A 22,878-nucleotide genomic window follows, 5' to 3' on the forward strand; every position below is an offset into this window, starting at 1 on the left:
AGCAGGGTGTTTTCAAAGTCAGGATCAAAATTGATTTGTTTTTGACAAGAAGACAATATAAGGATGATCCCCCCCAACCCCCCTTAAAAAGGGGGGAGATTCAGGGAGACAGGAGGATTTTTTACTATTAATTGATTTATTAGTAGTTAAAAACCTCTGAATTTCAGATTATTGGCTAGTTTGAGAAACTAACATTTTTGAGAATGAAAACGCCCTGCTCCCAACCGCAGGGTGTTTTCAAAGTCAGGATCAAAATTGATTTGTTTTTGACAAGAAGACAGGTTGACAGGGAGACAGGAGGATTTTTTACTATTAATTGATTTATTAGTAGTTAAAAACCTCTGAATTTCAGATTATTGGCTAGTTTGAGAAACTAACATTTTTGAGAATGAAAACGCCCTGCTCCCACAGGAGAGGGGCTTTTTCGTGTTAAGATTCCCTTCTAAATACTTGTAATGTAATTATGCCAGAGTTACCAGAAGTTGAAACTGTCTGTCGTGGATTAAATCAAGTAACATCAGGGTTAACGGTGAAGGGCGCCCTCCTCCTTTTACCGCGCACTTTGGCATATCCTCACGATAGCATTACTTTTGAAGAAGGTATTAAGGATAAAAAAATTATTGCATGGCATCGGCGCGGAAAATATTTACTAGGAGAATTAAATGAGGGATGGTTAGGGATACATTTACGCATGACAGGGCAGTTATTATGGGTAAATCAGCATAGTGAAATACAAAAACATACTCGTATCCGTTTATTTTTCCCTGACGATAAAGAATTGAGATTTGTGGATACCCGCACTTTTGGCAAATGGTGGTTTATTCATGATACCAGCGCCCTTCACACCATCATTACAGGGTTAGCAAAAATGGGAGTTGAGCCATTTTCCCCCCAATTCACTGGGGATTATTTAGCTCAAAAATTAGCAAAAACCCATCGTTGTATTAAAACAGTATTATTAGATCAAACCATCATCGCTGGAATCGGTAATATTTATGCTGATGAGGCTTTATTTAAAAGCGGTATCTTACCCCAAACCAAAGCCTGTGATTTAACCATTGTGCAAACGGAGGCATTGAGAAAAGCCATTATTGCCGTGTTAACCGATTCTATTAACGCTGGTGGCACTACCTTTAGCGATTTTTTGCAGGTGACTGGTGTTAATGGTAATTACGGGGGGATGGCGTGGGTTTACGGGCGCTATAATCAACCCTGCCGTATTTGTGGTAACTTGATTCAGAAAGTAAAATTACAAGGGCGCACTTCCCATTTTTGCACCCATTGTCAGAATTAAGTCAAAAGGGCAAAGGTAAATTTAAAGATAGCTTGGACTATTATTAAATTTTCTCACGTCTTAAAAGATGGGGTTTTATATCAAGTTTGTTTGATCAGCCGAAGGCTGCCGCTGCGCGATCACTTATAAATCAATTAAAGTAATCTTAGTTCAATTTATTGAACGATTGGGCTGTTGGTTCCGTGTAATTCATTACACGGTGGGTAAATTGCGAAGATGTAATCTATTTGTAACTAATTATCCGAACTTGATATAATTCATTACACGGTGGGTGTAAAGCGAAGATATTATCTATTTGTAACAGATTATAAAATGTATTATTTTGATGGCAAATTGATTAACGATGATAACATCAGTTTATCGGTATATAGTCCAAGTTTGCTTTATGGCGCAAGTATTTTCACCACTTTAAGGGTATATCATCAGAATTTAGATCATCCCTTAACCCAGTGGCAAGAACATCAGTTACGATTGAAAAATAGTATCATAGATTTTGAATGGGTTGAGCCTGATTGGCAACAAATTCGCCGAGAAGCAGAAAATTTAAGCGCCCTTCACCCCGTGCTGAGAATTGCCATTTTTCCAGACGGAAAAGAGTTGATTTTAACTAGAGAATTACCACCGCAATTACAGTTAAAACAACAGAAAGGAATCAAAGGCAAAGTATTAATAGAAAATCAATATCAGCGCCCTCTACCACTACATAAAACGGGTAATTATTTAATCCCTTATTTAGCCCTAGAAAAAGTAAAAAAATTAGGATTTGGAGAAGGAATATTAACCGATAATCACAATAATTGGCTAGAAACTACCACCGGAAATTTATGGGGCTATCGTGATAATTGTTGGTTTACGCCGTCATTACCCCAAGGATTGTTACCCGGCATTGCTCGAAAATTTATCCTTGATAATGCTAATTTTACGGTAGCTGAAAATATTTGGCATGAAGATTTTATTCAGGGGTTACGGGCGCTGGGTTATAGTAATAGTGTTGTGGAATTTATTCCATTTCAACTCATTGAATTTTCAGGGAAATTAATTAATTTTGACGTTAATCATCATAGTATTAATTTAATCAAAAATCTTTTTTCAAACCAAAACTAAATGTCATAAAAAAGTATTTTTTCATTGTATTTTGGGCTTCTACCCCGAATCCATAGCATTTCTGAATGATTCATGGCAATTTAAGAATAATCTTAGTTCAATTCATTGAACGTGATCCTGTTAGGCGTGTAATTCATTACACGCTGGGTAAACTACGAAGGTGAAACTTTAACGTAATGTTGCGTAATTTAAGTAAAAATTGTTACAAAAGTTGACGGTAAAACTGAGCAATACATTGTATAACAGATTTGTCATAGTTCAAAAACTGAGACGTAAATCAAGTTACTTTGAACCCTGAGCAAAAAAGATAAAAACCCTACTATCAAAAGGTTTTAGTCTTTATGTAGCAATGATAAAGCTGATAATTAGGGTGTAAAAGGTTCATGGATAAATGAAAATTTTGTTACAAAAATCAAGATTTTGTCATAAAACTTAAAAATTTTCTTAATAAAAAAACCATAGGAGGACAATTAATGTCTCTAGCAAAAAGTGCCAGTTTAGGCTTAAGTTTCTACGAAGAAAATAACATCTTAGAAAGAAAACCTAATGATTCAGATGAGCGTATCACCCAAATTATCAATGCGGTGTATCGTCAAGTAGTAGGTAATTCCTACATCATGAAACAAGAAAGAGTAGTTAATGCTGAATCCCGTTTTCGTAATGGGCAATTAAGCGTCAGAGATTTTGTCAGACAAATTGCCAATTCTGACTTATATCGTCGTCGTTTCTTTGAAAATTCTCCTCGTTATCGTTTTACAGAGTTAAATTTCAAACATTTACTAGGGCGCACTCCCGAAAACCAAGACGAAATGAGATTTCATAGTGACATTCTCGATACTTACGGTTATGAAGCGGATATTAACGCTTATGTGGATTCTGAAGAGTATTCCGAAGCCTTTGGCGATAATATCGTACCCTATTTCCGTGGCTATAAAACCACTAAAAATCGCACCATGGTAGAATTTACCCACAGTTTTGCTATGTTGCGCGGTGTAGCCAGTAGCGATTATGGTACTAATTTACGCTCCCCTGCCATTCATAAAAACGTTTTAACTCAAACCGCTGTGCCTATTGTGCCTCCTTCTGGCGGTGCTGTGGGCTACGGTTGGGCGTTTCAAGGTAATGATGATTTTTCTTCCGCTACTCGTCAGGGGGTGGGCGCTGGAGACGACGGTCAAATTTTCCGAGTCGAAGTTACTGGCTATCGTGCTAAATCTTTCAATCGTCAACCTAAATTCCGTTGGTCTAATAAAGTTTATATGATTCCTTATAACCAGCTTTCGGATATTTACCAAAAAGTTCATCAACAGGGGGGCGCTATTGCCTCTATTACTCCTGTTAACTAATATACATCTCCAAAAATTATTTTTAATTGTTTTGTAGGGGTTGAATATTATTCAACCCATGCACGGCTTTAGCCCTTAAAATCTTAATTAATGGAGAAGTCTAATCGGTTTTAGGTATATATGTGGTGGGCATTGCCCACCCTACTATAAATAATTTTGGCTTTAATTAACCTGATCTTGGAAGATAATGCAAACTTTTACTAAGGAGAAAAAAATTAGTCAATCTACTGCCATTCGCAAATTACAAACATGGATAAAAAGTAAGCATTTAATCTGTAACGGTAGCTTTTTTATCCTCGAAACAGTAGAGTATTCAATGATAGAAAGATTTGAATGTTACCTTGAGGTATTAGGTGGTACATTAATTAACGTCGATTCCAGTCGCAAAACTAATCGAGGGAATCATCGCCAAGTGATTCTTTATCAAGCCAAAGCAAGTTTACACACTCCTCACCATGACTTGAAGGAATATTGGCAGGAAAACGGTTGTCATCATACCTATTTTGATGAGCGCCAAGGTTTAGGCGGTGAAAGAGAAGTTTTTTCCCAAAGTTGCTCAATATAGTCGTATGCTTCTTTTGAAGATAGTTTCCCGTTAGTATGCAGGGCGGAAATATAACTAATTTTGTGCGTAAATTCTTGTAAATTATCATTAAAAAGTAACCCCCCCATATAATCTTGCCCGTGGTAGCGCGCTTTGGGGTACAAAAAATTGTGTTTATTGTTCTGAGTTATATTATCCATTTCTACCTCTCTATTAGTGTTTTAAACAAAGTTTAACTTGTTCTTAACTTTATCTTAACCTAAATTTATTTGAGATTGTGAGGGTTGTTAATAAATGTTTTCGGAAAGTGAGCAAAGAGGTATGTTACTCAGAATTTGATCAATATGTTAGGACTTACGCAATCACAAGGATATTATGTCATTCCAAGGGGAGCGAAGGAATCTCAAAGCGTTGATTATAAGTCCTGAAAGTAAAAAGTGGCAGTTATGAGGTGAAGAGCAAAGGGTAAGAGGTAAAGGTTAAAATACTTAGATGGTGATAAAAAAGTATTTTGATGAGGGGAGGCTTCAGATGTCAGGTGAAATACTTATAGATTAAAGACCTTACCATAATAATTATTACCCACAAATTGCTATTTTATATCAATGATTTTCGATTAAGCTAGAGATTTCATTTTCAGAGTAAAAGGGGGTTTAAACCCCTTGCCTATATACAATTAACTTTACGTCAGGTAATAATTAAATATTGGTTAATTCCTTTTCTTTCACCCCTAAAAGGTCATCTATTTTAGCCGTAAAAGTATCAGTCACCTTCTGAATTTGATCCTGTAAATCTCTGGCTTCATCTTCAGAAATTTCGCTATTTTTTTCCTGTTTTCTTACCTTATCAATGGCATCACGGCGATGATTACGCACCGAGACTTTACCATCTTCAGCATATTTACCAGCTAATTTAACAAATTCCTGACGACGCTCTGCCGTAAGGGGAGGAATATTTAAACGAATAACTTGCCCATCATTATTGGGAGTTAAACCAATGTCAGAAAGAGAAATTGCCTTTTCAATTTGACTCATACTACTTCGATCAAAAGGTTGAATTAAAATAGTTGTAGCATCGGGAGTGCTAATCCCAGCAATAGTTTTTAAGGGAGTTTCTGAGCCGTAATAATCCACTGTAATTTTATCCAGTAAACTACCATTAGCGCGCCCCGTCCGAATAGTATTAAAATCTTGTTGTGTCCGTTCGACACTTTTTTGCATACTAGCTTTTAAATCATCAATTAACGTCATAATTTTCTCCTATAATTGTCCCAATGGATTCGCCTTTAATGGCACGAATGATATTACCACGTTCTCCTAAATTAAAAACCACAATGGGGATGTTATTTTCTTTACAAAGGGCAATAGCTGTACCATCCATTACCCGCAAATCATGGGTTAATACATGACTGTAATTTAAACTTTGAAAGCGCTTGGCTTGAGGATTAGTCATAGGATCGCTGTCATAAACGCCATCCACCTTTGTTGCTTTAAAAATGACCTGAGCATCGATTTCCGCCGCTCTCAGGGCTGCTGTGGTGTCAGTGGTAAAAAAAGGATTACCACTACCAGCCCCAAAAATTACCACTCTACCTAATTCAAGATGACGGATGGCACGTCGGCGAATATAAGGCTCGGCAACTTCTTGCATGGCAATGGCCGTTTGCACCCTAGTGGGAATATCCAGTCTTTCCAAGGCATCTTGTAAAGTCATAGCATTCATCACAGTAGCAATCATACCCACATAATCCGCTGTAGCGCGATCCATCCCCGCAGCGGAGGCTTTTACCCCCCGAAAAATGTTACCACCACCAACGACAATGGCAAGTTCAACTTTTTCTTGGACTACTTCGGCAATATCTTCAGCTATGTCGGCAACGACTTTAGGATCGATTCCATAGCCTAAATTACCCATTAGTGCTTCACCGCTTAACTTCAGTAAAACTCGTTGGTAAATCATTGTCAGTTGTGCTTTGTTATTTTGATTAATTTTTCTTACGTTAAGATAGCAGTTTTCTGTTCATTGAGCAAAGATTTTCTCATCTCACCAACAGGATAGAAATGTATCAATCGTCTGATAAAATTTTAAGAACGTTTAAATACAAAAGTCTAAATTAAATTTATGAAGATAAAATCTTATTTATCAAGGTTATTTGCCCTTCTTTTAGTGGTTGTAGTGGGTTTATACGGTTGTGGTAGTACCACTGGTTTAACTGGTAATTACACTCAGGATACTTTGACGGTATTGGAAAAAATGCAGTTAGCTATTGATTTACCTGCGGAAACTGGCATCGAGGAGAAAAAAGAAATTCAAAACGAAACCAGAAAACAAATTAACGATTATATTTCCCGTTACCGTAAAAATGCTAATTATGGTGGTTTAAAGTCTTTTACTACCATGCAAACGGCGCTTAATTCTCTCGCTGGTTATTATACTTCTTATGGTAATCGTCCTTTACCTGATAAGCTCAAAAAGCGTCTTTCTCAAGAGTTTAAGCAAGTGGAATTTGCGCTCAATAAAGGTTATTAGTTTGACAGTGGTAGAAAAGTTTTCCACAATGAAAAAAACTGGTGGGCATTGCCCCACCCAGTCCACTAAACTGCATTTATGCCATTTTTAAGCACCAAGAAGTATTCTTGGTTTGGGAAGGGGTTGTTTTTCCTTAATGAGGATTTCGACTAAATTATCAATTACTTCTTCTCCATTTTTCGCTGCTTCCTCATAGGTTTTTCCATGGGTGTGAAATTCTTGCCATGGAAACTCTGGTAAGTGAACTAGGAAAAGTTGATCTTCTTGTGACCATTGAATCACCATACTATATTTATGTGTCATTATTTACCCTCTTCTGTATCTTTTAATTTTTTTAAGACTTTTTGAATTGCTTTTTCTAAGTATAATGGCGCATCATCACCGTCTTTTCCCGAAATAGTTAAAGGTTCTTGAGGCAATAAAGGATGTTTCCAAAAACTATGGCTTCCTTTACCTCGTTTTGGCTGAAGAACATAACCTGCTACAGATACCATTGCTTTTAATTCTCTTATTTTTTTTGGCATTGCTCCTTCTCGATCTGCCACAATTTATTAACCATTGATTCATTTTTTATTCTTACACAAAAAATATTAAAACTAATAAAATTAATCATTTTTTCACATTGTCAATAGTTATTTTATGTGGTGTACAATGAAGGCAGTTTTTATTGACCTAAAAATATGACGAAAATTACAGAAAAGTTAGTAAGTATTTCTACCCCCCTACAAATATAAGGCTTTGGGGTTAGCCGTCGGTGTTTTGGCTTCGCTGGTGACGATGACAGATGGGGCGGAGGGCGCTGTTTTAGTTAATGTTACTGGTACTCCGGGTTCAGGTGAAACTACTTGGACTTTTTCGGGATCAGCAACGGTAACAAATGCTCCTATTGATATTGATGATAATGACGGTGGCGTTAGCTGGGGATGGGTTGTTGGTTCGCCTTTCTATACCGGAACTAATACCAATCTCGACTTCACTAGCACTTCTGCTACTTTGAGTGATGGCACTACCACCTATGATATTTTGGGGGTGGGCGCTGAGTTTACTAATCCAGATGAACTATTTGGCATTGCCATTGATGATGCAACGGCTTCACAAGGTAATTATGGTTTCCCTGCTGGTACTAATCTGAGTTTTAGTGGTTTCGGTATTGCACCGGTGGATATTAATGAGTTTGCTTCTGGTACAACTACTACGAATCAGTGGGCGAGTAATTTATCTGATTTACAAGGTAATTTACCTGTAGAGTTTACAGTAGGAGATATTGCTACCACTCCTGAGCCTTCACTTTTATTTGCTTTAATTGGGTTGAGTGCGCTGGGTTTTCTGACTAAGAAAAAATAGTTTTATTGTCTCCCTCTCCTACAGGAGGGGGTAAACCCTTGTAAGTAGTTAAGCAAAATTAATTGTAATTTTTATTTTTCTCAAAGCTATAATAACAAGGGGTTTAAACCCCTTGCCTATATACAATTAATTTTGCACGATAACTTATATTAAACATTCGGAAAAAAGATAACTTTACCAACAAAACCAAGTAAACCTGTCACTAAAACGCCAATAATACCAAATACTCCTAAAGTGATAGTATTTAACCGAGTTTCAACACTGTTTAACCTTTGACTAAGTGCTTCTTTATTTTCCGTTATCCTGAGATTAATATTATTTTGTCCTTCTTTGAGGGTAGCTATATCAACTTTAATATTGGTTAAATCCTCAGACATTTTCTCAAATTTAAGATTGATTAAATCTTTTAACTCTTTTAAATCGTTGTCTGTTAGTGTACTCATGATAAAACTTTTTAGCTAGTTAATTACTTATTTTAATTGATCAGCGCCCTCCATAAATTGATTTAGACATTGAGTATCATTTTTTGCCATATCATCTAATCCTTTTTTTATCCCAATAATTGTTTCTAAATGTGTAATAGTATCGAGCAATTTTTGATAAGACATAGCATCTTGTACCACTAATTCTGCTTTGCCATTAACCGTTAAAATAAGAGGATTGCCACTTTCTTTCATTTGAGCTATTAATTCATTAGTATTGCGCTTAAAAGTGGAAAGGGATTGAATATCTCGACTTAGATTAATCATCGTTGAGTTACATCGCACTAAATTTGTATTGAATTTGATGCTAACATAAATAAAAGGAAATTCCATAATCCGCCAAAAAATAAATTTCATGGCTTATAGCTGAAGTCTGCTAAAGCGACTAAAAATCAGCGCCCTCCACCGTTGCTACTCCACCGTGTAATGAATTACACGGCTAATAAGTTATCGTTCAATAAATTGAACTAAGATGTCATAGTAGTTAACTTGTTACTCTGTAGATAGAAAAATTAATATTATGATCATGTATCCTTCTTCTACCTCATCTTATTCCACTGTAGCGGAAATGAAAAAGCCTTACAGCGCCCCTCACCATTGGGTAGAAGTGTTGGTAGATTGCCCTTATGGAGAAGGTTTATATACTTATAATATTCCTGACGATTTAGAAGTAAAAATAGGTGACATTGTGAGTGTGCCTTTTGGTAATTCTATCCTGGGAGGCATTGCTTTAAAATTTACTAATCAATTACCGCCTGATTTATCTATTGAAGCAGTAAAAAATATTGAAGATGTCATCACTACAGGATTTTTTCCTCTCCATTATTGGCAAGTTTTAGAAAGAGTTGCGGAATATTATTTAACTGATTTAATCTATGTAGTCAAAGTAGCTTTACCACCAAAATTATTAGGTAAATCTCAAAAAAGAATCAAACTTTTAACTAATAATATTCCCGATGGTGTAGAAAACTTTTGTTCCGCTCAAACTTGGCGTATTTTACAATTATTACAAAGTAGTAAAACTGGTGATTATAGTTATAGTTTTCTTAATCAAAAGGTGAAGGGCGCTTCTCGTGGCATCAAGGATTTAATCAAACGGGGGTGGGCGCAAAGCTATCTTAATCCACCGCAAAAAGCCAAACCTAAATTTATTAAAGTTGTTACTTATATTGGTGAAGATCAAGAAGCTAAAATCACAGAAAAACAAAGAGATGTTTTAGTTATTCTCAAAAATAATGGCAGTGAATTACCTTTACAAGAATTGATGCAAAAGTGTCAACTAAATAGTAATTCAATTATCAATAGTTTAGCAAGAAAAGATTGTATTATTGTTCAAGAGCGTGAAAGTTTAAGATTATTACAAACAGCGCCCGTCACCCAAGATTTACCGAAAAAATTAACTAAAGCGCAGGAAAGTGCAGTTAACTATATTCAAAATTTACAAGGATTTCAGCAAGTATTATTACATGGTATAACTGGCTCAGGAAAAACAGAAGTATATTTGCAAATAATTGCACCCATTTTAGAGCAAAAAAAATCAGCGTTGGTTTTAGTGCCAGAAATTGGTTTGACTCCCCAACTTACCCAAAGATTTCAAGCGCGCTTCGGTGATCAAGTATGCGTGTACCATAGCGCCCTCAGCGACGGCGAGAGATATGATACTTGGCGACAAATGTTGACAGGGGAAGCACAAGTGGTAATTGGCACGAGAAGCGCCGTATTTGCACCCTTGCCCCATTTAGGTATTATCATTTTAGATGAAGAACACGATACCAGTTTTAAACAAAGCCAACCAGCGCCCACCTACCACGCCAAAAAAATAGCTCAGTGGCGCTCAGAATTAACGGATTGCCCCTTAATTTTAGGCTCGGCTACCCCATCTCTGGAAACTTGGCAACAAGGGCAAGAAGGACATTATTTAGCCCTTCCAGAAAGGATTGAAGGGCGCCCTCTCCCCCCCGTAGAAATTGTCGATATGCGCCAAGAATTACGGCGCGGCAACCGCAGTATTTTTAGTCACTCTCTCACCAGCGCCCTCCACCGTTTAAAAGAGGATAATAAACAGGCGATTTTATTTATTTCTCGGCGCGGTCATAGTACCTTTGTATCTTGTCGCAGTTGTGGTTATGTGATGGAATGTCCCCATTGTGACGTATCGTTATCCTATCACTATCCCAAGGAGGGCGCTACCCAATTATTGCGCTGTCATTATTGCAACCATAGCCAAATTCATCCCAAAGTCTGCCCTGACTGTGGTTCACCCTATCTTAAATTCTTCGGCACAGGCACTCAGAAGGTGCTATTGGAGCTAGAAAAAGCATTTCCTGACTTAAAAATCCTTCGTTTTGATAGTGACACCACAGCCACAAAAAACGCCCATACACGCATTTTAAATGATTTTGCTGAAGGTAGGGCGGATGTCTTAATTGGTACACAAATGTTAACTAAAGGTATCGATTTAGCGCGCGTCACCCTAGTTGGGGTGGTATCTGCTGACGGTTTACTATTTCATTCCGATTATCGTGCCAGTGAAAGGGCGTTTCAAACCTTAACCCAAGTGGCGGGAAGGGCAGGGCGCGGTGACAATGCGGGGCAGGTTATCATTCAAACTTATTCCCCTGAGCATCCTGTCATTAAAACCGTTCAACACCATGATTATCATAGCTTTATCAAGGAAGAACTGCAAGGGCGGAGGGCGCTGGATTATCCCCCTTTTGGTTATTTAATTTTACTCAAATTTACGGGGGTTGATAGTCACAAGGTGAGAGAGACGGCGGAAACTATTACCGATGTTTGCACAGAGATATTAGGGGATGAAGTGGAAATTTTAGGACCAGCACCAGCTAGTATTATGAGGGTTGGAGGGCGCTATCGGTGGCAAATTTTGCTCAAATCTCCTAAAATTTTCTCTACTGAAGTAAAAAATCGTTTACTAACACTGAGGGAATATTGTCCCTCCATGGTATCTTTTAGTATTGATGTTGATCCTTTGCGCATTGAATAATTAGGGTTTGCTGAATAAATCAAAACCCTTTTAAAACAAAGGTTTTAAGTACAGCTGTAAAGGTGTCAGGTATTAGGTATTAGGTTTGAAAATTACACCTGAAACCTGCAACCTGAAACCTGCTCACCTTTAAACCTTTGCCCTTTGCCCTTTTTCAGCAACCCCTAATTAAAATAAGCGATTGGTAAAGACTGATTGAGGATCAAATTTTTCTTTTAATTTTTTCATCACAGTTAAGCCATTACCGATGTAACCCCACTCATCAACTTGTTTTTTTAGAGAGTCAGGCGCCCTCAACACTGACAGATAACCTTCTCTTTCTTCACAATATGCTCTTATTTGTCTAATTTGGTGACTTCTAGTATCCGTTGCTAATCCTAAATAACCTACTCCACTACTAATATTAATTAATCCAAGACAAGAAAAAGTATGGTAAAAATCGCTGATTTCACTAGGTAAAATACCACATTTACATAATATCCCAGCGCCCTCCACCATTTCCTTAATTCCCCGCCAAAATTGCGTTTCTTTTTCCCCTTGTAATAATAAATAATCATTATTCCATTGCTGAATTTGTTTTATTTGTTGCTCTACACTAGGAGTAATACTTTGAAATCTTAACGCCATACTAGGAGTATTTCCTAAGTTTAGCTTAGAGGTGAGGGGCGCTGATAACCAATCCGCCATGGTAGGAGTTAACCCCGAGTTGACTATCTTTTTTCTCAACTCAACCAAATTGTCACCGAAAACAATGATAGTTTGCGAATCCGCCGGCATAGGATATAAACGAAAAGTAACATCAGCAATTACCCCAAGACTACCATAAGACCCCGTAAATAATTTCATCAAGTCATAACCAGCAACATTTTTAACCACTTTTCCCCCAGCTTTGACGATTTCCCCATCACTACGCACCACCGAAATACCCAACACTAAATCACGGATTCCCCCATAGCGTTGACGGTAACTTACCGTATTTGCCGTAGCTACCACTCCCCCCACCGTCGCTTCTTCCTCAAAAAAACCGTCAATAGGTAAAAATTGACCTCTTTGGGCTAAAAAGGCGTTTAAATCCTTAATCTTTAACCCTGATTGAACTTTGATAACCAAATCTTCTTCTTGAAAATCTAAAATTTTTGTTAAATTTTGGGTACTGATGACAAAATCTATACCAGTGCGGAGGGCGCCCCAGCCCAATTTACTACCATTTCCAGTGAGGAAAACACACCTTTTAGTATCATAGGCAAAAGTAACTAATTGTGATAGCATAGCGTAGGTATTCGGTAAAATAAGGTAGTTAGGACAACCATTCTCATCTACCATTGCCATTTTAATTTTATTCTGCCATTGTGTATCTTGAGTTAATTCGATCAATTCGATATTATTAAGGTTACAAAAATCTAGGATTTCCTTGACTTGTCTTTGAGAAGGAGTGACAAAAGTTTGATTCATTTGCAAAATAGTATGTAATATTTTTTGAACAATTTGTCTTAAACTTAAACTAATCAGGATTTGATCAATAAAAATAAAAAAATTGTCCTAATACATCATCGTGATTTATAATTCAATGGTATCATTTTCTGAGCTATGATTTAAGGTCATTAACAGTGATGTTAAAATCGCAAAATAGTTAAAAGTGGTAATCATACGCCATGATATACACCTATTTTGTACTTGTCTTGTGTGTTTTATTGAAAGTTTAAAAATAAATTTTTTTCAAAACTTCTTCCCTTGACAAGATATAAAAAAAGATAAATAAAGAATAGTCGAGTTTAAGCACAAAAATGACAGTTACAACTTCACAAGAAAAATTACCCCTAGATTGGAACGTAATTCTCTATATGGCTAGTATCCATATATTAGCCCTATTCGCATTGTTACCTAGCAACTTTAGCTGGGGTGCGCTGGGCATTTTCTTTGTACTCTATTGGTTAACCGCCTGTATTGGGATTACCCTAGGTTTTCACCGCCTTGTGTCTCACCGCAGTTTTGAGACTCCTAAATGGTTAGAATACCTTTTAATCCTTTGTGGCTCTCTAGCTTGTCAGGGTGGACCTATTCAGTGGGTTGGTTTACACCGAGTACACCATAAATTTTCCGACCATGATGGCGATCCCCATGATTCCAATAAAGGTTTTTGGTGGAGTCACATGGGTTGGATGTTTGTCAAAAATCCGGCGAATAAATTAGTTCCTAAATATACTAAAGATATTCAAAATGATCCTTTCTATAAATTTTGTGATAGCTATTTTATCCCTATCCAAGTAGTCTTAGGTCTATTACTATTTGCGTTTGGAGGCTGGTCTTATGTTGTTTGGGGGATTTTCCTTCGTTTAGTGGTGGTTTTCCACGTTACTTGGTTTGTCAACAGCGCTACCCATAAATTTGGTTATCAGAGTCATGAATCCGATGATCACTCTCGTAATTGCTGGTGGGTGGCTATTTTAACTTTTGGAGAAGGTTGGCATAATAATCACCATGCCTATCAATACTCTGCTCGTCATGGTTTACAGTGGTGGGAAGTTGATTTAACTTGGGTTACCATTCAATTTTTGTCTTTGTTTGGTTTAGCTAAAAATATCAAACTAGCGCCCTCCAGACTACCCACAAAGGTTTCTTAAAGTTTAATTTTTATTAAACCTTTTCTATAAAGCCCTTTTCAATAATTGAGAGGGGTTTTTTTATGAGATAATTAGGTGGTGCTGAAAAAATCGAGCCATGAGGACAAATTGACAATTGATAATGGAAGAAATGCAGAATATAGAAGTAATTATTTTCTAAATTCTAAATTTTTGCTTCCCTTTCTCTCCTTTTCCTTCTTACTTTTTTCCTCTCTCAACCAGCAATTTATCATAATAAGAGAGCCAAAATATGTTTATTTACAAAGCAGAAGAGTTAGAAGAAAACAGCATAATTGTTACTAAATCTAATGAGATAGTTTTTCAAGGAAAAACATTAGTACCTAGTGTGGCAATGTCTAAAAAGTCAAGGGAAAATGTCTTACAGATTTGTCAAGAAGAACAAAATACTGGATGTTTATGTATTGCTATTGAAAATAACTATAACTTTATTTTGTGGAAAGAAAAAGTCACTCCCACACCAGAGGAAATAGAAAAACCAGCGCCCTTCACCCTACCAACGCCTTCTCCTGCGGATAAACCAGCGCCCTTCACCTCACCAGAAACCGCCAAATCAGAGCCAATTGAATCAGAGAAAAAAAACAAACCAAAACCTCTTATCGACCAAAACTTTATCGTAGCTTGTGAAAAAAGATTAATCGAATATGTAGGACCTATTGGTAAAATGATTGTGGAAGATTTATACGAAGAAAATCCCCACCTTAGCAAAACAGAATTAGTAGAGCTAATTTGTGAGGAGATTCCCAAACAAGAGCAAAAAGAAGAATTTAAACGATATTGTCGAGTTTAATCGCTGGAATATTTTTGTTTTAAACGCTCTAATTTTTTCATGGCAAGTTGGAAACTGGTTTTCATTCGGCTAAAAGATTCCGCCAGTTGTCCAACTTCATCATTAGAACGTTGCTGAAATTCCGCCTCTAAATCCCCATGACTAACCACTTCCGCCACCTGTGTCATGCGAGTAATGGGAGTAACAACGGTTTTGCGTAACCAAAAATTCACCGCCACAATTACCAACGCAAAAATGCCCACCACAATAGACATACTCAAGAAAAATGAACGACGGGCGCTGTCAATTACTATACTAGCAGGAACAAAAACCACCTGAGAGCCAATAATTTCATTTAATTGCCAACCAAAACCCCCTTCAGAGCCATATTTTTCGATCATGGTGACGGGCGCTATATCAGGGGTAGAATGACATTGTAAACAACTTTGCGCTCCTATTTTCAAAGGTTTAGCCGTATAAAAAATTTCCTGACCATCACTATTACGAAAACCCTGTAAAATATCTAAATCATTAGAATTTCTAAATTGTTCAACAATTTGAGTTTCAAATTCGTCAGCTTGATCACGAGGATTAGTGGGATTTAGAGTAGCTTCCTTGTAAAAAAACTGTTCATAATTTTCATTAGTGCGAAAATGGTCAAATACTTCCGTTGCCGAGTAAGCCGGTACAGTTTGTGGTAAAAACTCCTCATCCAAACGATCCACCAACTCCGGTTGAATTTGATTAGTTGTATAATTCCTCACGGAATTCATGGTATTCATCAAAATCAATGCTTGGGAAGCAATTTCCCGTTGGGCGCTTTGATTCAACAAACTCGATAAAGCCAAACCACTGAGGATACTTCCAGCAATGAAAATCCCTCCTAAAACAGCCGTTAATTTTTGCCCTAATTTTAAATTGGCGTAGTATTGCGAGGATAATATATTTTTTGAACTCATTTTTAGTTTAGTTAAGATACGCTATGTCTTACTAAATCTTATCTTTTAATTGTTTAAAATAACCTTTTTTTGATATTTGTTAATTTCGGCTCTTCATTACTTGGTATGCAAATTGCATTTTGAGAACGAGAGAGTAAGGCTTACAGTCTCGGTAGCATACTATCTAGTGAAGACCCTTAATTTCTTCATACCCTCATATTAATTTTATTTACAGCAGTTTTCATTTCCTTAAACCACAGGATTATTACAAATATTATCTTTGCGTCTTTGCGCCTCTGCGAGAAACAAAAAACGTGGTTTATTCATTTGAAATGCGCTGTAATATTTTTCTACAAAAATAAAGGGCAATGGTAAAGATAGCTTGAATTGATGTGTTTGTTTGCTAACCCATTAAAAAATCTAAAGGAAGCAGACGTAAAGGAGGTAATAATTCAGTGTTGCTTAATTGTTGCAAATATATAGCAACTGAGCTAAGGTAGTTATTAAGTTAACACTAATAATTAGTATTAACGATCAAATTAACAACAGATAAAGAATATGGCAAAAATTGGCTTATTTTATGGCACTCAAACCGGTAACACCGAAACTCTCGCCGAATCAATTCAAAGCGCCCTTGGTGGTGATAGTATCGTTGATTTATATGATGTTGCTGATATTGAACCTAGTGATCTTGAAGGCTATGATTATTTAATTATCGGTTGTCCTACTTGGAATGTAGGAGAATTACAGAGCGATTGGGAAGGTTTATACGAAGATTTGGACGATCTCAATTTTGAAGGCAAAAAGGTTGCTTATTTTGGTGCTGGAGACCAAATTGGCTATGGTGATAACTTCCAAGATGCCATGGGTTTATTAGAAGAAAAAATTTCCGCCAATGGTGGCAAAACCGTTGGTTATTGGTCAACAGAAGGTTATGATTTTAATGAATCTAAAGCTGTTAAAAATGGCAAGTTCGTTGGTTTAGCCATTGATGAAGATAACCAATCTGACTTGACTGATGAGCGCATTCAGGCTTGGGTAAAACAAATTAAATCCGAGTTTGGATTGTAATAAAACTTAACTTATTTTTATTGCATAAAATTATCAAGTAAGTTAATTTATGTACAGGCTTATTGAATAAAAATCTTAATAAGCCTGTAAAACAAAAAGAAGATAAACATAACTATTGTATGCAAACTTACGATAATCCGAACGTAAAATATGACTGGTGGGCAGGAAATGCCCGTTTTGCGGCCCTTAGCGGTTCATTTATTGCAGCGCACGTCGCTCAAGCGGCTTTAACTGTGTTTTGGGCGGGCGCTTTTACCTTGTTTGAAATTTCTCGTTTTGATGCCGGTTTACCGATGGGTGAACAAGGATTAATTTTGTTGCCTCATTTAGCTACCCTCGGTTGGGGGTTAGGTGACGGGGGGCAAGTAGTGGATACTTATCCTTATTTTGTCATTGGGGCAATTCATTTGATTTCGTCAGCATTTTTGGGCGCTGGGGCTTTATTCCATACCCTCAAAGCGCCCTCCGACCTGAGCGAAGCCTCTGGACAAGCTAAAAAATTTCATTTTGACTGGAATGATCCTAAGCAACTAGGATTAATTTTAGGACACCATTTATTATTTTTAGGGGCAGGGGCGCTACTTTTAGCAGGAAAAGCCATGTATTGGGGCGGTTTATACGATTCCACCACCCAAACCGTGCGCTTGATTACCAATCCTACCCTTGACATTGCCACCATTTACGGTTATCAAACCCACTTTGCTAGTATCAGCAGTTTAGAAGATTTGGTGGGCGGACATATTTATGTCGGTATTATGTTGATTGGCGGAGGAATTTGGCATATTCTCGTACCGCCTTTGAAATGGGCAAAGCAGGTGTTAGTTTTCTCAGGAGAAGCAATTTTATCCTACTCTTTAGGAGGAATTGCCTTAGCTGGTTTCGTTGCTGCCTATTTCTGTGCCGTGAATACCCTCGCTTATCCCCCTGAGTTTTATGGTCCTGTTTTGGAAGTTAAGCTGGGTATCATGCCCTATTTTGCCGATACCATCGATTTACCCTACGGACAAAATACTTCTCGTGCGTGGTTAGCAAATGCGCATTTCTTCCTCGCTTTCTTCTTCTTACAAGGTCATCTTTGGCACGCCATTCGCGCTTTAGGCTTTGATTTTCGCCGAGTAGAAAAAGCCTTTGAGTCTCTGGAAGCCTAGAAAAAGTATAGTGAGAAAGGACTACTACATTTGACAAATACTGCCTTTCTCACTATTGACGGACAATTTGGGAAATTTGTCCATAGCTTATTTATCTATATTTTTATAGTAGCTGATTTGGTTTAATCCAGATCGCTACTTTTTTAATTAGGGTTTGCTGAATAAATAGTTTTTAATATAATTATTATCATTATTCTTTATTTAAAATAGTTTCAATATCACGGTTTCCCTGAATGATTCTCACAATAATCAGCAAATCATCAGTATAAAAATAAAAAATTAACAATTTGTTAAAATCTTTCACTCGATATTGAGGTAAACCTTTTCATTTAGGATTATTAATTTGGCAAGATTTACCAAGATTTGGCATTTTAGCAAGTAAAGCAATGGTTTCTCTGGAGGAATCAAAAAACTTCAAAGCAATATTTTCATTTTCTCGTATTAAATAGTTAAATAAATCCTCTAAATCTTGACTTGCTTTAGTTAATATTTTAATTAATAAGCTCATAAAATTTTACTACTAACTTGATTTTTTAATTTGAGTTTTTTTTCCTCCCACCATTGATCATTTGCTTCAATAAATTCAGGGCTTTCTAATCCTTCTAAAAGTAATTCTTCTAAATACTTTTCTGCTTGTTTTTCCCTATCGTTTTGAATTAAATAATTAATGTATTCACTGAGGTTACTATAACCTTTTGTTTGGATTTGTTCATCAATAAAATCTTGTAAATCTTCAGCAACAGAAATATTTAATTGATTCATGGCTTAATGTCTAATTAATTAATAATTTATTTTATCTTAAATCAAATACAACCCTGCTCCAGCGCCCTCAACCCCAAAAATGAACCCTCCACCCTCAAACAGCCATAGAATAACTAAAATATTGAGAAGCGGTTAACTTGTCAGAGTCTGAAAAAGGTAAATCATCAACGGTTAAACCTTTTTCTACTTTTTTCTTAAAATCAATTATTTCAATTCCCACAATTTTATCTTCTTTATCATAGTCTATGATTATGCCTTCATTAATTTCGTCAGAATCATAAGATGGTATATCAATTAAATCAAAGTAAATAGCGTCTATATCACTATCATATCTAATGTTCATATTTTTCCTTTTAAACCTCTGTGAAAGTGAAATGTAATAATTCTTGGTGGTGTGGTGTGTGATACAACAACTTTTAAAACTCGATCATCAAAATCTGCTATGGTTTTATAGTAATAGATTTTTTCCGTAATGAAATCAGTACGGTCGGGATAATTGAGTGTTAGAAATATCCACAACGGTTTGATTTCTAACCTTTTTTGTAAATTTTCTAATGGATGTAATGTCCAAAAAAAATCTTTATCTAAAGTCATCTAAAATGCGGTTATTGATAGGATGTTTAATCATCAATATTAGTTTATTTTCAGCGCCCTCCACCCCACACCAAAACCTCTTACTTTTTACTTCTTACTTAAAAAGCGCCCTCCACCATTACAGCAAATATAAACCCTGTTCAGCACCCTCCGACGGTAATAAATCCTTACTACTCTTAACCCCTTGATCTTCGCATAACTGAGCAAAATATTGTAAGCTGTCGAGGCGCGCGCCTAACTCGCTTAAAGTGTCTAAATATCCCGCAATGGCGATTTGTTGATGTAGCCAAATTTGATTATATCTTTCGGGCGCGTAAGACATCTCAAATTCCACCTCAATTTCATTTTTTTGACGGCGAATTTTGTCATCATTTAACCTTAAATCTGCTTCTGAAATTTGCGTAATTCTTTTGACTCTTTCCTCTGTGATATATTCCCGAAAAGGCAATGCCGAAAAGCGATAAGCCGTTGCTAAAGCAGAATTATCATTCCTAAACATATCAACACTAATTAATGCTTTCCCCCAATTCTGCGTCACTTGCTGAAATTTTGGCACTTCTTGCGCTAATAAATCTCTTGCTTCTGCAAATTCTCCTAATTCTAATAATAAATTAGCTTCCGTTGCTGTTGCCACTGCCCAACCTTGAATGGCAATATCCGTATTTAACATCAATTCCGCTTCTAATTCTGGGGTGCATTGCATGGCTTGACTACTAAGAAATAAGCGCACCGCCGAAACTGTTTTTAATGCTTGTCTTGGGAATCCATTAGGAAAGCGTTTTAAGTCGTTTAATTCTGCTTGTAAATGGGCAATTTCTTTGATTAATATGGCTTTATGAATGTTAGAAATTGCTTTGGCTAAACTGTTTTGTTTGTCTCTACTATCTTCTACTAATAAGTATAAATAAGCCAGTTGTCCAGACATTTTGTCAAGGCGATTATTAACCGCATTAAAGCCTTATTCTAAGGTTTTTTGTACATGAGCTTATTTTTATTTTATATCTATTAATTGAGTAAGTATTTTAGTTACTTTAGTGTCTAAATCTTCACTTAAAGAATGATGAGGAATCTTTAATTTTTCTAAAATTTTGGCAAATTTCATAAATCCATTTTCTCCTCTTAATTCTATCCAATTTACGCCTAAAATATTCGCTTGTTGTTTGTTTAAATCAGATAGTTTATCGGCAACAAAAATATTGGTTTCTCTGGCAAAGATTGCATCAGCACTTTCTGGATTGCCTTTACCCATTAATTTCACTTCACAACGATAATAGTTTTCATTATTTATTAAATAAAAATCAACTTCTCTCATACTTTCAGGAATATTAGTTTGATCAAAATGAACCAAAGGAACATCAAATAAATAACATAAAGAAGCCATTAAATATTTTTCTACTTTTTTCCCTGCCGTACTCCATAATCCTCCTCTTAAAGCTGCCCTTTTTACCGCTAAAGTATTAATAACAATTAGACTTTCATTTATATTCAAATCAACGCTAACACCCCTAAATTTAATAGTGAGAGTTAAATCAATCTCATTTTCATTCTCTATTAAGTTACTAATTGATTCATATAAAACGTCATAATGTTCATTAGAAGCATTGATAACTATTTGTTTAGAGGCTGAATTATACATATTAGTAATGGTTTTTGTATTTAAACCAGAATTAATTGCTATTTCCTTTGACGTTAATTTCGTATCTAAAAAATAGTTTTTATACCAATCTTGAGTTAAATCTTTATTTTTGAGTTTAGCATCAACAATTTGTTTGAAAAATTCTATAGCAAACTGTAAAAATTCAGCATTAATTAAAGCAATAACTTCTATTCTATAGTCCTGTCCTTTTATTAAACGTTTAATAATATTTTTAATAACTTGGTCTGTTAATGTCATTTTCTTAGAAAGAAATATTTTGAAACTCAGTGAAAGTTAAAAATTTTGTTTTTCTCTTTTGAAATAAAGAAGGAGTAGATTCTTGACTTTGAATATAATTAAAATATTCTACATTTTGTTCTGTTAAAAAAAATAGTCTATCTAATGCTTTTGCTACTTTTCCAACAGTACCACTACCACCAAAAGGATCGAAAACCAAATCTCCCTTATAAGAATAATATTGTATCACTTTGCGACAAAGTTCTTGAGGAAAAACTGCTGAATGTACCTTATCAAAACATGGATCAATTTTCCAAACGTTAGATGTTTCATAATCTCCAGTAACTTTACTCTCCGTTACAATCTCCTCTGAATATTGTCTAATATTCCAATCTAATAATTTAGTTGTTTCTTTTCGATAAACCATTAAATATTCAGTCACTGGATTAGGCTTATACCCTAATGGTTTTTTATGTTGCATAAATCCACCAATTCTATTTTTGACGCTAGTTTCAGGTTTTAACCAAATAATATCATCGATAAATTCCCAACCATTTTTAACTAAAAAATAATGAAGATCAAACGGAATACCATATCTTTTACTACTATGCGCTCGGCTTATTCTCGGAATAATAATAGGGGAAGTATTAACAATTAAAAATCTACCTTCTTTTGTTGTGCGATGAATTTGTTGAAAAACTTGATTTAAAAATTCTAAATATGATTCGTAACTAGGATAAATCGAATAATCTCTCGCATTATAATAAGGTGGAGAAGTAAAGGTTAAATGAATACTATCATCTGGTACATATTCTAATATTTTTAAAACATCTCCATTAACAACTACATTTTTAAGAAATTCATAAGTTTTAGTATGAGGTAATTTACTTTTATTATTTTCTTCGGTAGAAAAATATTTTATATATATAGCAGTTCTTACCATTTCATTAGGATGATTAATTAATTTTTTTAGTTCTTGAGATACTTTTTTAATGTCATCAAAAATCATCAAACTACGGATTGCTTGACATACAATTTTTGGATCTTCATCTTCTAAAACAGATAAAAGAAAATCAACGTTTTTAAAATCTCTTTGTCTTCCTATTGTTGAAATTATTTCTCTCTTAACAATAGTTTCTTTTTCCTCTTTAAAAAGTTGTTTTAAGCTGTCTAAGTTATATTTATAAACAAGTTTTCCAATAGCTTTAATTGCATTGACTCTAACTTGTTTATGAGAATGATTTAATAAATTAAATAAAAATTTTCCATCAAAATTTGAAGGTAGTTTCCCTAAATTTTCAAGAATAAAATTAATGGTTGATACATCATTTTGTTTAGAAATTAAATTACCTATTTCATTACTATTTTCAATTTTTAAACTAGAAATTAACTCTTTACTAATGACCATAAGTTGATTTATATTGCTTAGTACCAAAC

Annotated in this window: 26 protein-coding genes; 11 read left to right on the forward strand and 15 right to left on the reverse strand. The window is 35.5% G+C overall.

All coding sequences use genetic code 11. The annotated features are described in order from the left end of the window. Nucleotides 1-463: 463 nt before the first annotated feature. From IGQ45_15055 to IGQ45_15070, 4 genes are all read left to right on the forward strand, one after another. Nucleotides 464-1,294, forward strand: a complete 831-nt coding sequence (locus IGQ45_15055; GenBank protein ID MBF2058490.1) for a DNA-formamidopyrimidine glycosylase — start codon at nt 464-466, stop codon at nt 1,292-1,294. A 312-nt stretch (nt 1,295-1,606) separates the two neighbouring features. Beyond that, on the forward strand, nt 1,607-2,398 hold the full coding sequence (locus IGQ45_15060; GenBank protein ID MBF2058491.1) for an aminotransferase class IV: 792 nt from the start codon (nt 1,607-1,609) through the stop codon (nt 2,396-2,398). Nucleotides 2,399-2,871: 473 nt separating this feature from the next. Next, a complete protein-coding gene (locus IGQ45_15065; protein ID MBF2058492.1) occupies nt 2,872-3,744 on the forward strand; it encodes a phycobilisome linker polypeptide in 873 nt (290 codons plus the stop codon). A gap of 187 nt (nt 3,745-3,931) precedes the next feature. Beyond that, on the forward strand, nt 3,932-4,309 hold the full coding sequence (locus IGQ45_15070) for a hypothetical protein (GenBank protein ID MBF2058493.1): 378 nt from the start codon (nt 3,932-3,934) through the stop codon (nt 4,307-4,309). A gap of 677 nt (nt 4,310-4,986) precedes the next feature. On the opposite strand, the gene frr is transcribed toward IGQ45_15070, so the two are convergent. Both frr and IGQ45_15080 read right to left on the reverse strand, forming a co-directional pair. Beyond that, nucleotides 4,987-5,538, reverse strand: a complete 552-nt coding sequence (gene frr / locus IGQ45_15075; GenBank protein MBF2058494.1) for a ribosome recycling factor — start codon at nt 5,536-5,538, stop codon at nt 4,987-4,989. After that, nucleotides 5,525-6,277, reverse strand: coding sequence for a UMP kinase (locus IGQ45_15080; protein ID MBF2058495.1), 753 nt, complete (start codon nt 6,275-6,277; stop codon nt 5,525-5,527). Before IGQ45_15080 ends, frr begins: the two co-directional genes overlap by 14 nt. A 132-nt stretch (nt 6,278-6,409) precedes the next feature. Between IGQ45_15080 and psb27 the strand changes: the two genes are divergently transcribed. Then, nucleotides 6,410-6,817 carry a photosystem II protein Psb27 gene (psb27, locus tag IGQ45_15085; protein MBF2058496.1) on the forward strand — a complete coding sequence of 136 codons (408 nt, stop codon included), beginning with the start codon at nt 6,410-6,412 and terminating at the stop codon, nt 6,815-6,817. 87 nt (nt 6,818-6,904) lie between these two features. Here the strand turns inward: psb27 and IGQ45_15090 are convergent, their stop codons facing one another. After that, nucleotides 6,905-7,120, reverse strand: coding sequence for a type II toxin-antitoxin system HicB family antitoxin (locus tag IGQ45_15090; protein ID MBF2058497.1), 216 nt, complete (start codon nt 7,118-7,120; stop codon nt 6,905-6,907). Then, a complete protein-coding gene (locus IGQ45_15095; GenBank protein ID MBF2058498.1) occupies nt 7,120-7,341 on the reverse strand; it encodes a type II toxin-antitoxin system HicA family toxin in 222 nt (73 codons plus the stop codon). Before IGQ45_15095 ends, IGQ45_15090 begins: the two co-directional genes overlap by 1 nt. Before the next feature lie 214 nt (nt 7,342-7,555). On the opposite strand from IGQ45_15095, the gene IGQ45_15100 reads away from it, so the two are divergent. Continuing rightward, nucleotides 7,556-8,161, forward strand: a complete 606-nt coding sequence (locus IGQ45_15100) for a hypothetical protein (GenBank protein ID MBF2058499.1) — start codon at nt 7,556-7,558, stop codon at nt 8,159-8,161. 149 nt (nt 8,162-8,310) lie between these two features. Here IGQ45_15100 and IGQ45_15105 read toward each other — a convergent pair whose 3' ends face one another. Beyond that, nucleotides 8,311-8,604, reverse strand: a complete 294-nt coding sequence (locus tag IGQ45_15105; protein MBF2058500.1) for a hypothetical protein — start codon at nt 8,602-8,604, stop codon at nt 8,311-8,313. 27 nt (nt 8,605-8,631) lie between these two features. Further along, nucleotides 8,632-8,910: a type II toxin-antitoxin system Phd/YefM family antitoxin gene (locus tag IGQ45_15110; GenBank protein MBF2058501.1), complete on the reverse strand. Its 279-nt coding sequence runs from the start codon at nt 8,908-8,910 to the stop codon at nt 8,632-8,634. A 259-nt stretch (nt 8,911-9,169) separates the two neighbouring features. On the opposite strand from IGQ45_15110, the gene priA reads away from it, so the two are divergent. Beyond that, entirely contained in the window at nt 9,170-11,647 is a 2,478-nt protein-coding gene (gene priA, locus IGQ45_15115) for a primosomal protein N' (protein ID MBF2058502.1), read from the forward strand. 168 nt (nt 11,648-11,815) lie between these two features. Here priA and IGQ45_15120 read toward each other — a convergent pair whose 3' ends face one another. Continuing rightward, on the reverse strand, nt 11,816-13,099 hold the full coding sequence (locus tag IGQ45_15120; GenBank protein ID MBF2058503.1) for an FAD-binding oxidoreductase: 1,284 nt from the start codon (nt 13,097-13,099) through the stop codon (nt 11,816-11,818). 332 nt (nt 13,100-13,431) lie between these two features. On the opposite strand from IGQ45_15120, the gene IGQ45_15125 reads away from it, so the two are divergent. Then, nucleotides 13,432-14,268 (forward strand): acyl-CoA desaturase, encoded by an 837-nt coding sequence (locus IGQ45_15125; protein MBF2058504.1) that lies wholly within the window; start codon nt 13,432-13,434, stop codon nt 14,266-14,268. Nucleotides 14,269-14,518: 250 nt separating this feature from the next. Then, nucleotides 14,519-15,076 (forward strand): hypothetical protein, encoded by a 558-nt coding sequence (locus IGQ45_15130; protein MBF2058505.1) that lies wholly within the window; start codon nt 14,519-14,521, stop codon nt 15,074-15,076. Here IGQ45_15130 and IGQ45_15135 read toward each other — a convergent pair. Beyond that, a complete protein-coding gene (locus IGQ45_15135) occupies nt 15,073-16,014 on the reverse strand; it encodes a DUF3365 domain-containing protein (GenBank protein ID MBF2058506.1) in 942 nt (313 codons plus the stop codon). The genes IGQ45_15130 and IGQ45_15135 overlap by 4 nt on opposite strands. Before the next feature lie 537 nt (nt 16,015-16,551). On the opposite strand from IGQ45_15135, the gene fldA reads away from it, so the two are divergent. After that, on the forward strand, nt 16,552-17,064 hold the full coding sequence (gene fldA / locus IGQ45_15140; GenBank protein ID MBF2058507.1) for a flavodoxin FldA: 513 nt from the start codon (nt 16,552-16,554) through the stop codon (nt 17,062-17,064). Between the two features lie 119 nt (nt 17,065-17,183). Continuing rightward, complete coding sequence (locus IGQ45_15145) at nt 17,184-18,212, forward strand: chlorophyll a/b binding light-harvesting protein (protein MBF2058508.1); 1,029 nt, start codon at nt 17,184-17,186, stop codon at nt 18,210-18,212. Nucleotides 18,213-18,537: 325 nt separating this feature from the next. On the opposite strand, the gene IGQ45_15150 is transcribed toward IGQ45_15145, so the two are convergent. The 7 genes from IGQ45_15150 to IGQ45_15180 all read right to left on the reverse strand — a co-directional run bounded on the left by IGQ45_15150 (nt 18,538) and on the right by IGQ45_15180 (nt 22,849). Further along, a complete protein-coding gene (locus IGQ45_15150) occupies nt 18,538-18,720 on the reverse strand; it encodes a type II toxin-antitoxin system RelE/ParE family toxin (protein ID MBF2058509.1) in 183 nt (60 codons plus the stop codon). Continuing rightward, the gene (locus tag IGQ45_15155; GenBank protein ID MBF2058510.1) at nt 18,717-18,974 is read right to left on the reverse strand and encodes a type II toxin-antitoxin system ParD family antitoxin; all 258 of its coding nucleotides are present in this window, start codon (nt 18,972-18,974) and stop codon (nt 18,717-18,719) included. The genes IGQ45_15150 and IGQ45_15155 overlap by 4 nt, the downstream gene beginning before the upstream one ends. A 94-nt stretch (nt 18,975-19,068) precedes the next feature. Further along, nucleotides 19,069-19,317: a DUF2283 domain-containing protein gene (locus IGQ45_15160; GenBank protein ID MBF2058511.1), complete on the reverse strand. Its 249-nt coding sequence runs from the start codon at nt 19,315-19,317 to the stop codon at nt 19,069-19,071. Beyond that, nucleotides 19,314-19,568 carry a hypothetical protein gene (locus IGQ45_15165; protein MBF2058512.1) on the reverse strand — a complete coding sequence of 85 codons (255 nt, stop codon included), beginning with the start codon at nt 19,566-19,568 and terminating at the stop codon, nt 19,314-19,316. The genes IGQ45_15160 and IGQ45_15165 overlap by 4 nt, the downstream gene beginning before the upstream one ends. Before the next feature lie 118 nt (nt 19,569-19,686). Further along, nucleotides 19,687-20,493 (reverse strand): hypothetical protein, encoded by an 807-nt coding sequence (locus IGQ45_15170; protein MBF2058513.1) that lies wholly within the window; start codon nt 20,491-20,493, stop codon nt 19,687-19,689. Nucleotides 20,494-20,559: 66 nt separating this feature from the next. Beyond that, nucleotides 20,560-21,462 (reverse strand): CfrBI family restriction endonuclease, encoded by a 903-nt coding sequence (locus tag IGQ45_15175; protein ID MBF2058514.1) that lies wholly within the window; start codon nt 21,460-21,462, stop codon nt 20,560-20,562. 4 nt (nt 21,463-21,466) lie between these two features. Beyond that, nucleotides 21,467-22,849, reverse strand: coding sequence for a HEAT repeat domain-containing protein (locus tag IGQ45_15180; protein ID MBF2058515.1), 1,383 nt, complete (start codon nt 22,847-22,849; stop codon nt 21,467-21,469). Between the last annotated feature and the right edge of the window lie 29 nt (nt 22,850-22,878).

The sequence above is a fragment of the Cyanobacterium sp. T60_A2020_053 genome (genome assembly GCA_015272165.1).
Classification (GTDB): Bacteria; Cyanobacteriota; Cyanobacteriia; order Cyanobacteriales; family Cyanobacteriaceae; genus Cyanobacterium.

Bases quoted from the DNA above. Each gene is read 5' to 3' on its own strand.
- IGQ45_15055 (MBF2058490.1), top strand. From the start codon at position 464: ATGCCAGAGTTACCAGAAGTTGAAACTGTCTGTCGTGGATTAAATCAA.
- IGQ45_15060 (MBF2058491.1), top strand. From the start codon at position 1,607: ATGTATTATTTTGATGGCAAATTGATTAACGATGATAACATCAGTTTA.
- IGQ45_15065 (MBF2058492.1), top strand. From the start codon at position 2,872: ATGTCTCTAGCAAAAAGTGCCAGTTTAGGCTTAAGTTTCTACGAAGAA.
- IGQ45_15070 (MBF2058493.1), top strand. From the start codon at position 3,932: ATGCAAACTTTTACTAAGGAGAAAAAAATTAGTCAATCTACTGCCATT.
- frr (MBF2058494.1), bottom strand. From the start codon at position 5,538: ATGACGTTAATTGATGATTTAAAAGCTAGTATGCAAAAAAGTGTCGAA.
- psb27 (MBF2058496.1), top strand. From the start codon at position 6,410: ATGAAGATAAAATCTTATTTATCAAGGTTATTTGCCCTTCTTTTAGTG.
- IGQ45_15090 (MBF2058497.1), bottom strand. From the start codon at position 7,120: ATGACACATAAATATAGTATGGTGATTCAATGGTCACAAGAAGATCAA.
- IGQ45_15095 (MBF2058498.1), bottom strand. From the start codon at position 7,341: ATGCCAAAAAAAATAAGAGAATTAAAAGCAATGGTATCTGTAGCAGGT.
- IGQ45_15105 (MBF2058500.1), bottom strand. From the start codon at position 8,604: ATGAGTACACTAACAGACAACGATTTAAAAGAGTTAAAAGATTTAATC.
- IGQ45_15110 (MBF2058501.1), bottom strand. From the start codon at position 8,910: ATGATTAATCTAAGTCGAGATATTCAATCCCTTTCCACTTTTAAGCGC.
- priA (MBF2058502.1), top strand. From the start codon at position 9,170: ATGTATCCTTCTTCTACCTCATCTTATTCCACTGTAGCGGAAATGAAA.
- IGQ45_15120 (MBF2058503.1), bottom strand. From the start codon at position 13,099: ATGAATCAAACTTTTGTCACTCCTTCTCAAAGACAAGTCAAGGAAATC.
- IGQ45_15125 (MBF2058504.1), top strand. From the start codon at position 13,432: ATGACAGTTACAACTTCACAAGAAAAATTACCCCTAGATTGGAACGTA.
- IGQ45_15130 (MBF2058505.1), top strand. From the start codon at position 14,519: ATGTTTATTTACAAAGCAGAAGAGTTAGAAGAAAACAGCATAATTGTT.
- IGQ45_15135 (MBF2058506.1), bottom strand. From the start codon at position 16,014: ATGAGTTCAAAAAATATATTATCCTCGCAATACTACGCCAATTTAAAA.
- fldA (MBF2058507.1), top strand. From the start codon at position 16,552: ATGGCAAAAATTGGCTTATTTTATGGCACTCAAACCGGTAACACCGAA.
- IGQ45_15145 (MBF2058508.1), top strand. From the start codon at position 17,184: ATGCAAACTTACGATAATCCGAACGTAAAATATGACTGGTGGGCAGGA.
- IGQ45_15150 (MBF2058509.1), bottom strand. From the start codon at position 18,720: ATGAGCTTATTAATTAAAATATTAACTAAAGCAAGTCAAGATTTAGAG.
- IGQ45_15155 (MBF2058510.1), bottom strand. From the start codon at position 18,974: ATGAATCAATTAAATATTTCTGTTGCTGAAGATTTACAAGATTTTATT.
- IGQ45_15160 (MBF2058511.1), bottom strand. From the start codon at position 19,317: ATGAACATTAGATATGATAGTGATATAGACGCTATTTACTTTGATTTA.
- IGQ45_15165 (MBF2058512.1), bottom strand. From the start codon at position 19,568: ATGACTTTAGATAAAGATTTTTTTTGGACATTACATCCATTAGAAAAT.
- IGQ45_15170 (MBF2058513.1), bottom strand. From the start codon at position 20,493: ATGTCTGGACAACTGGCTTATTTATACTTATTAGTAGAAGATAGTAGA.
- IGQ45_15175 (MBF2058514.1), bottom strand. From the start codon at position 21,462: ATGACATTAACAGACCAAGTTATTAAAAATATTATTAAACGTTTAATA.
- IGQ45_15180 (MBF2058515.1), bottom strand. From the start codon at position 22,849: ATGGTCATTAGTAAAGAGTTAATTTCTAGTTTAAAAATTGAAAATAGT.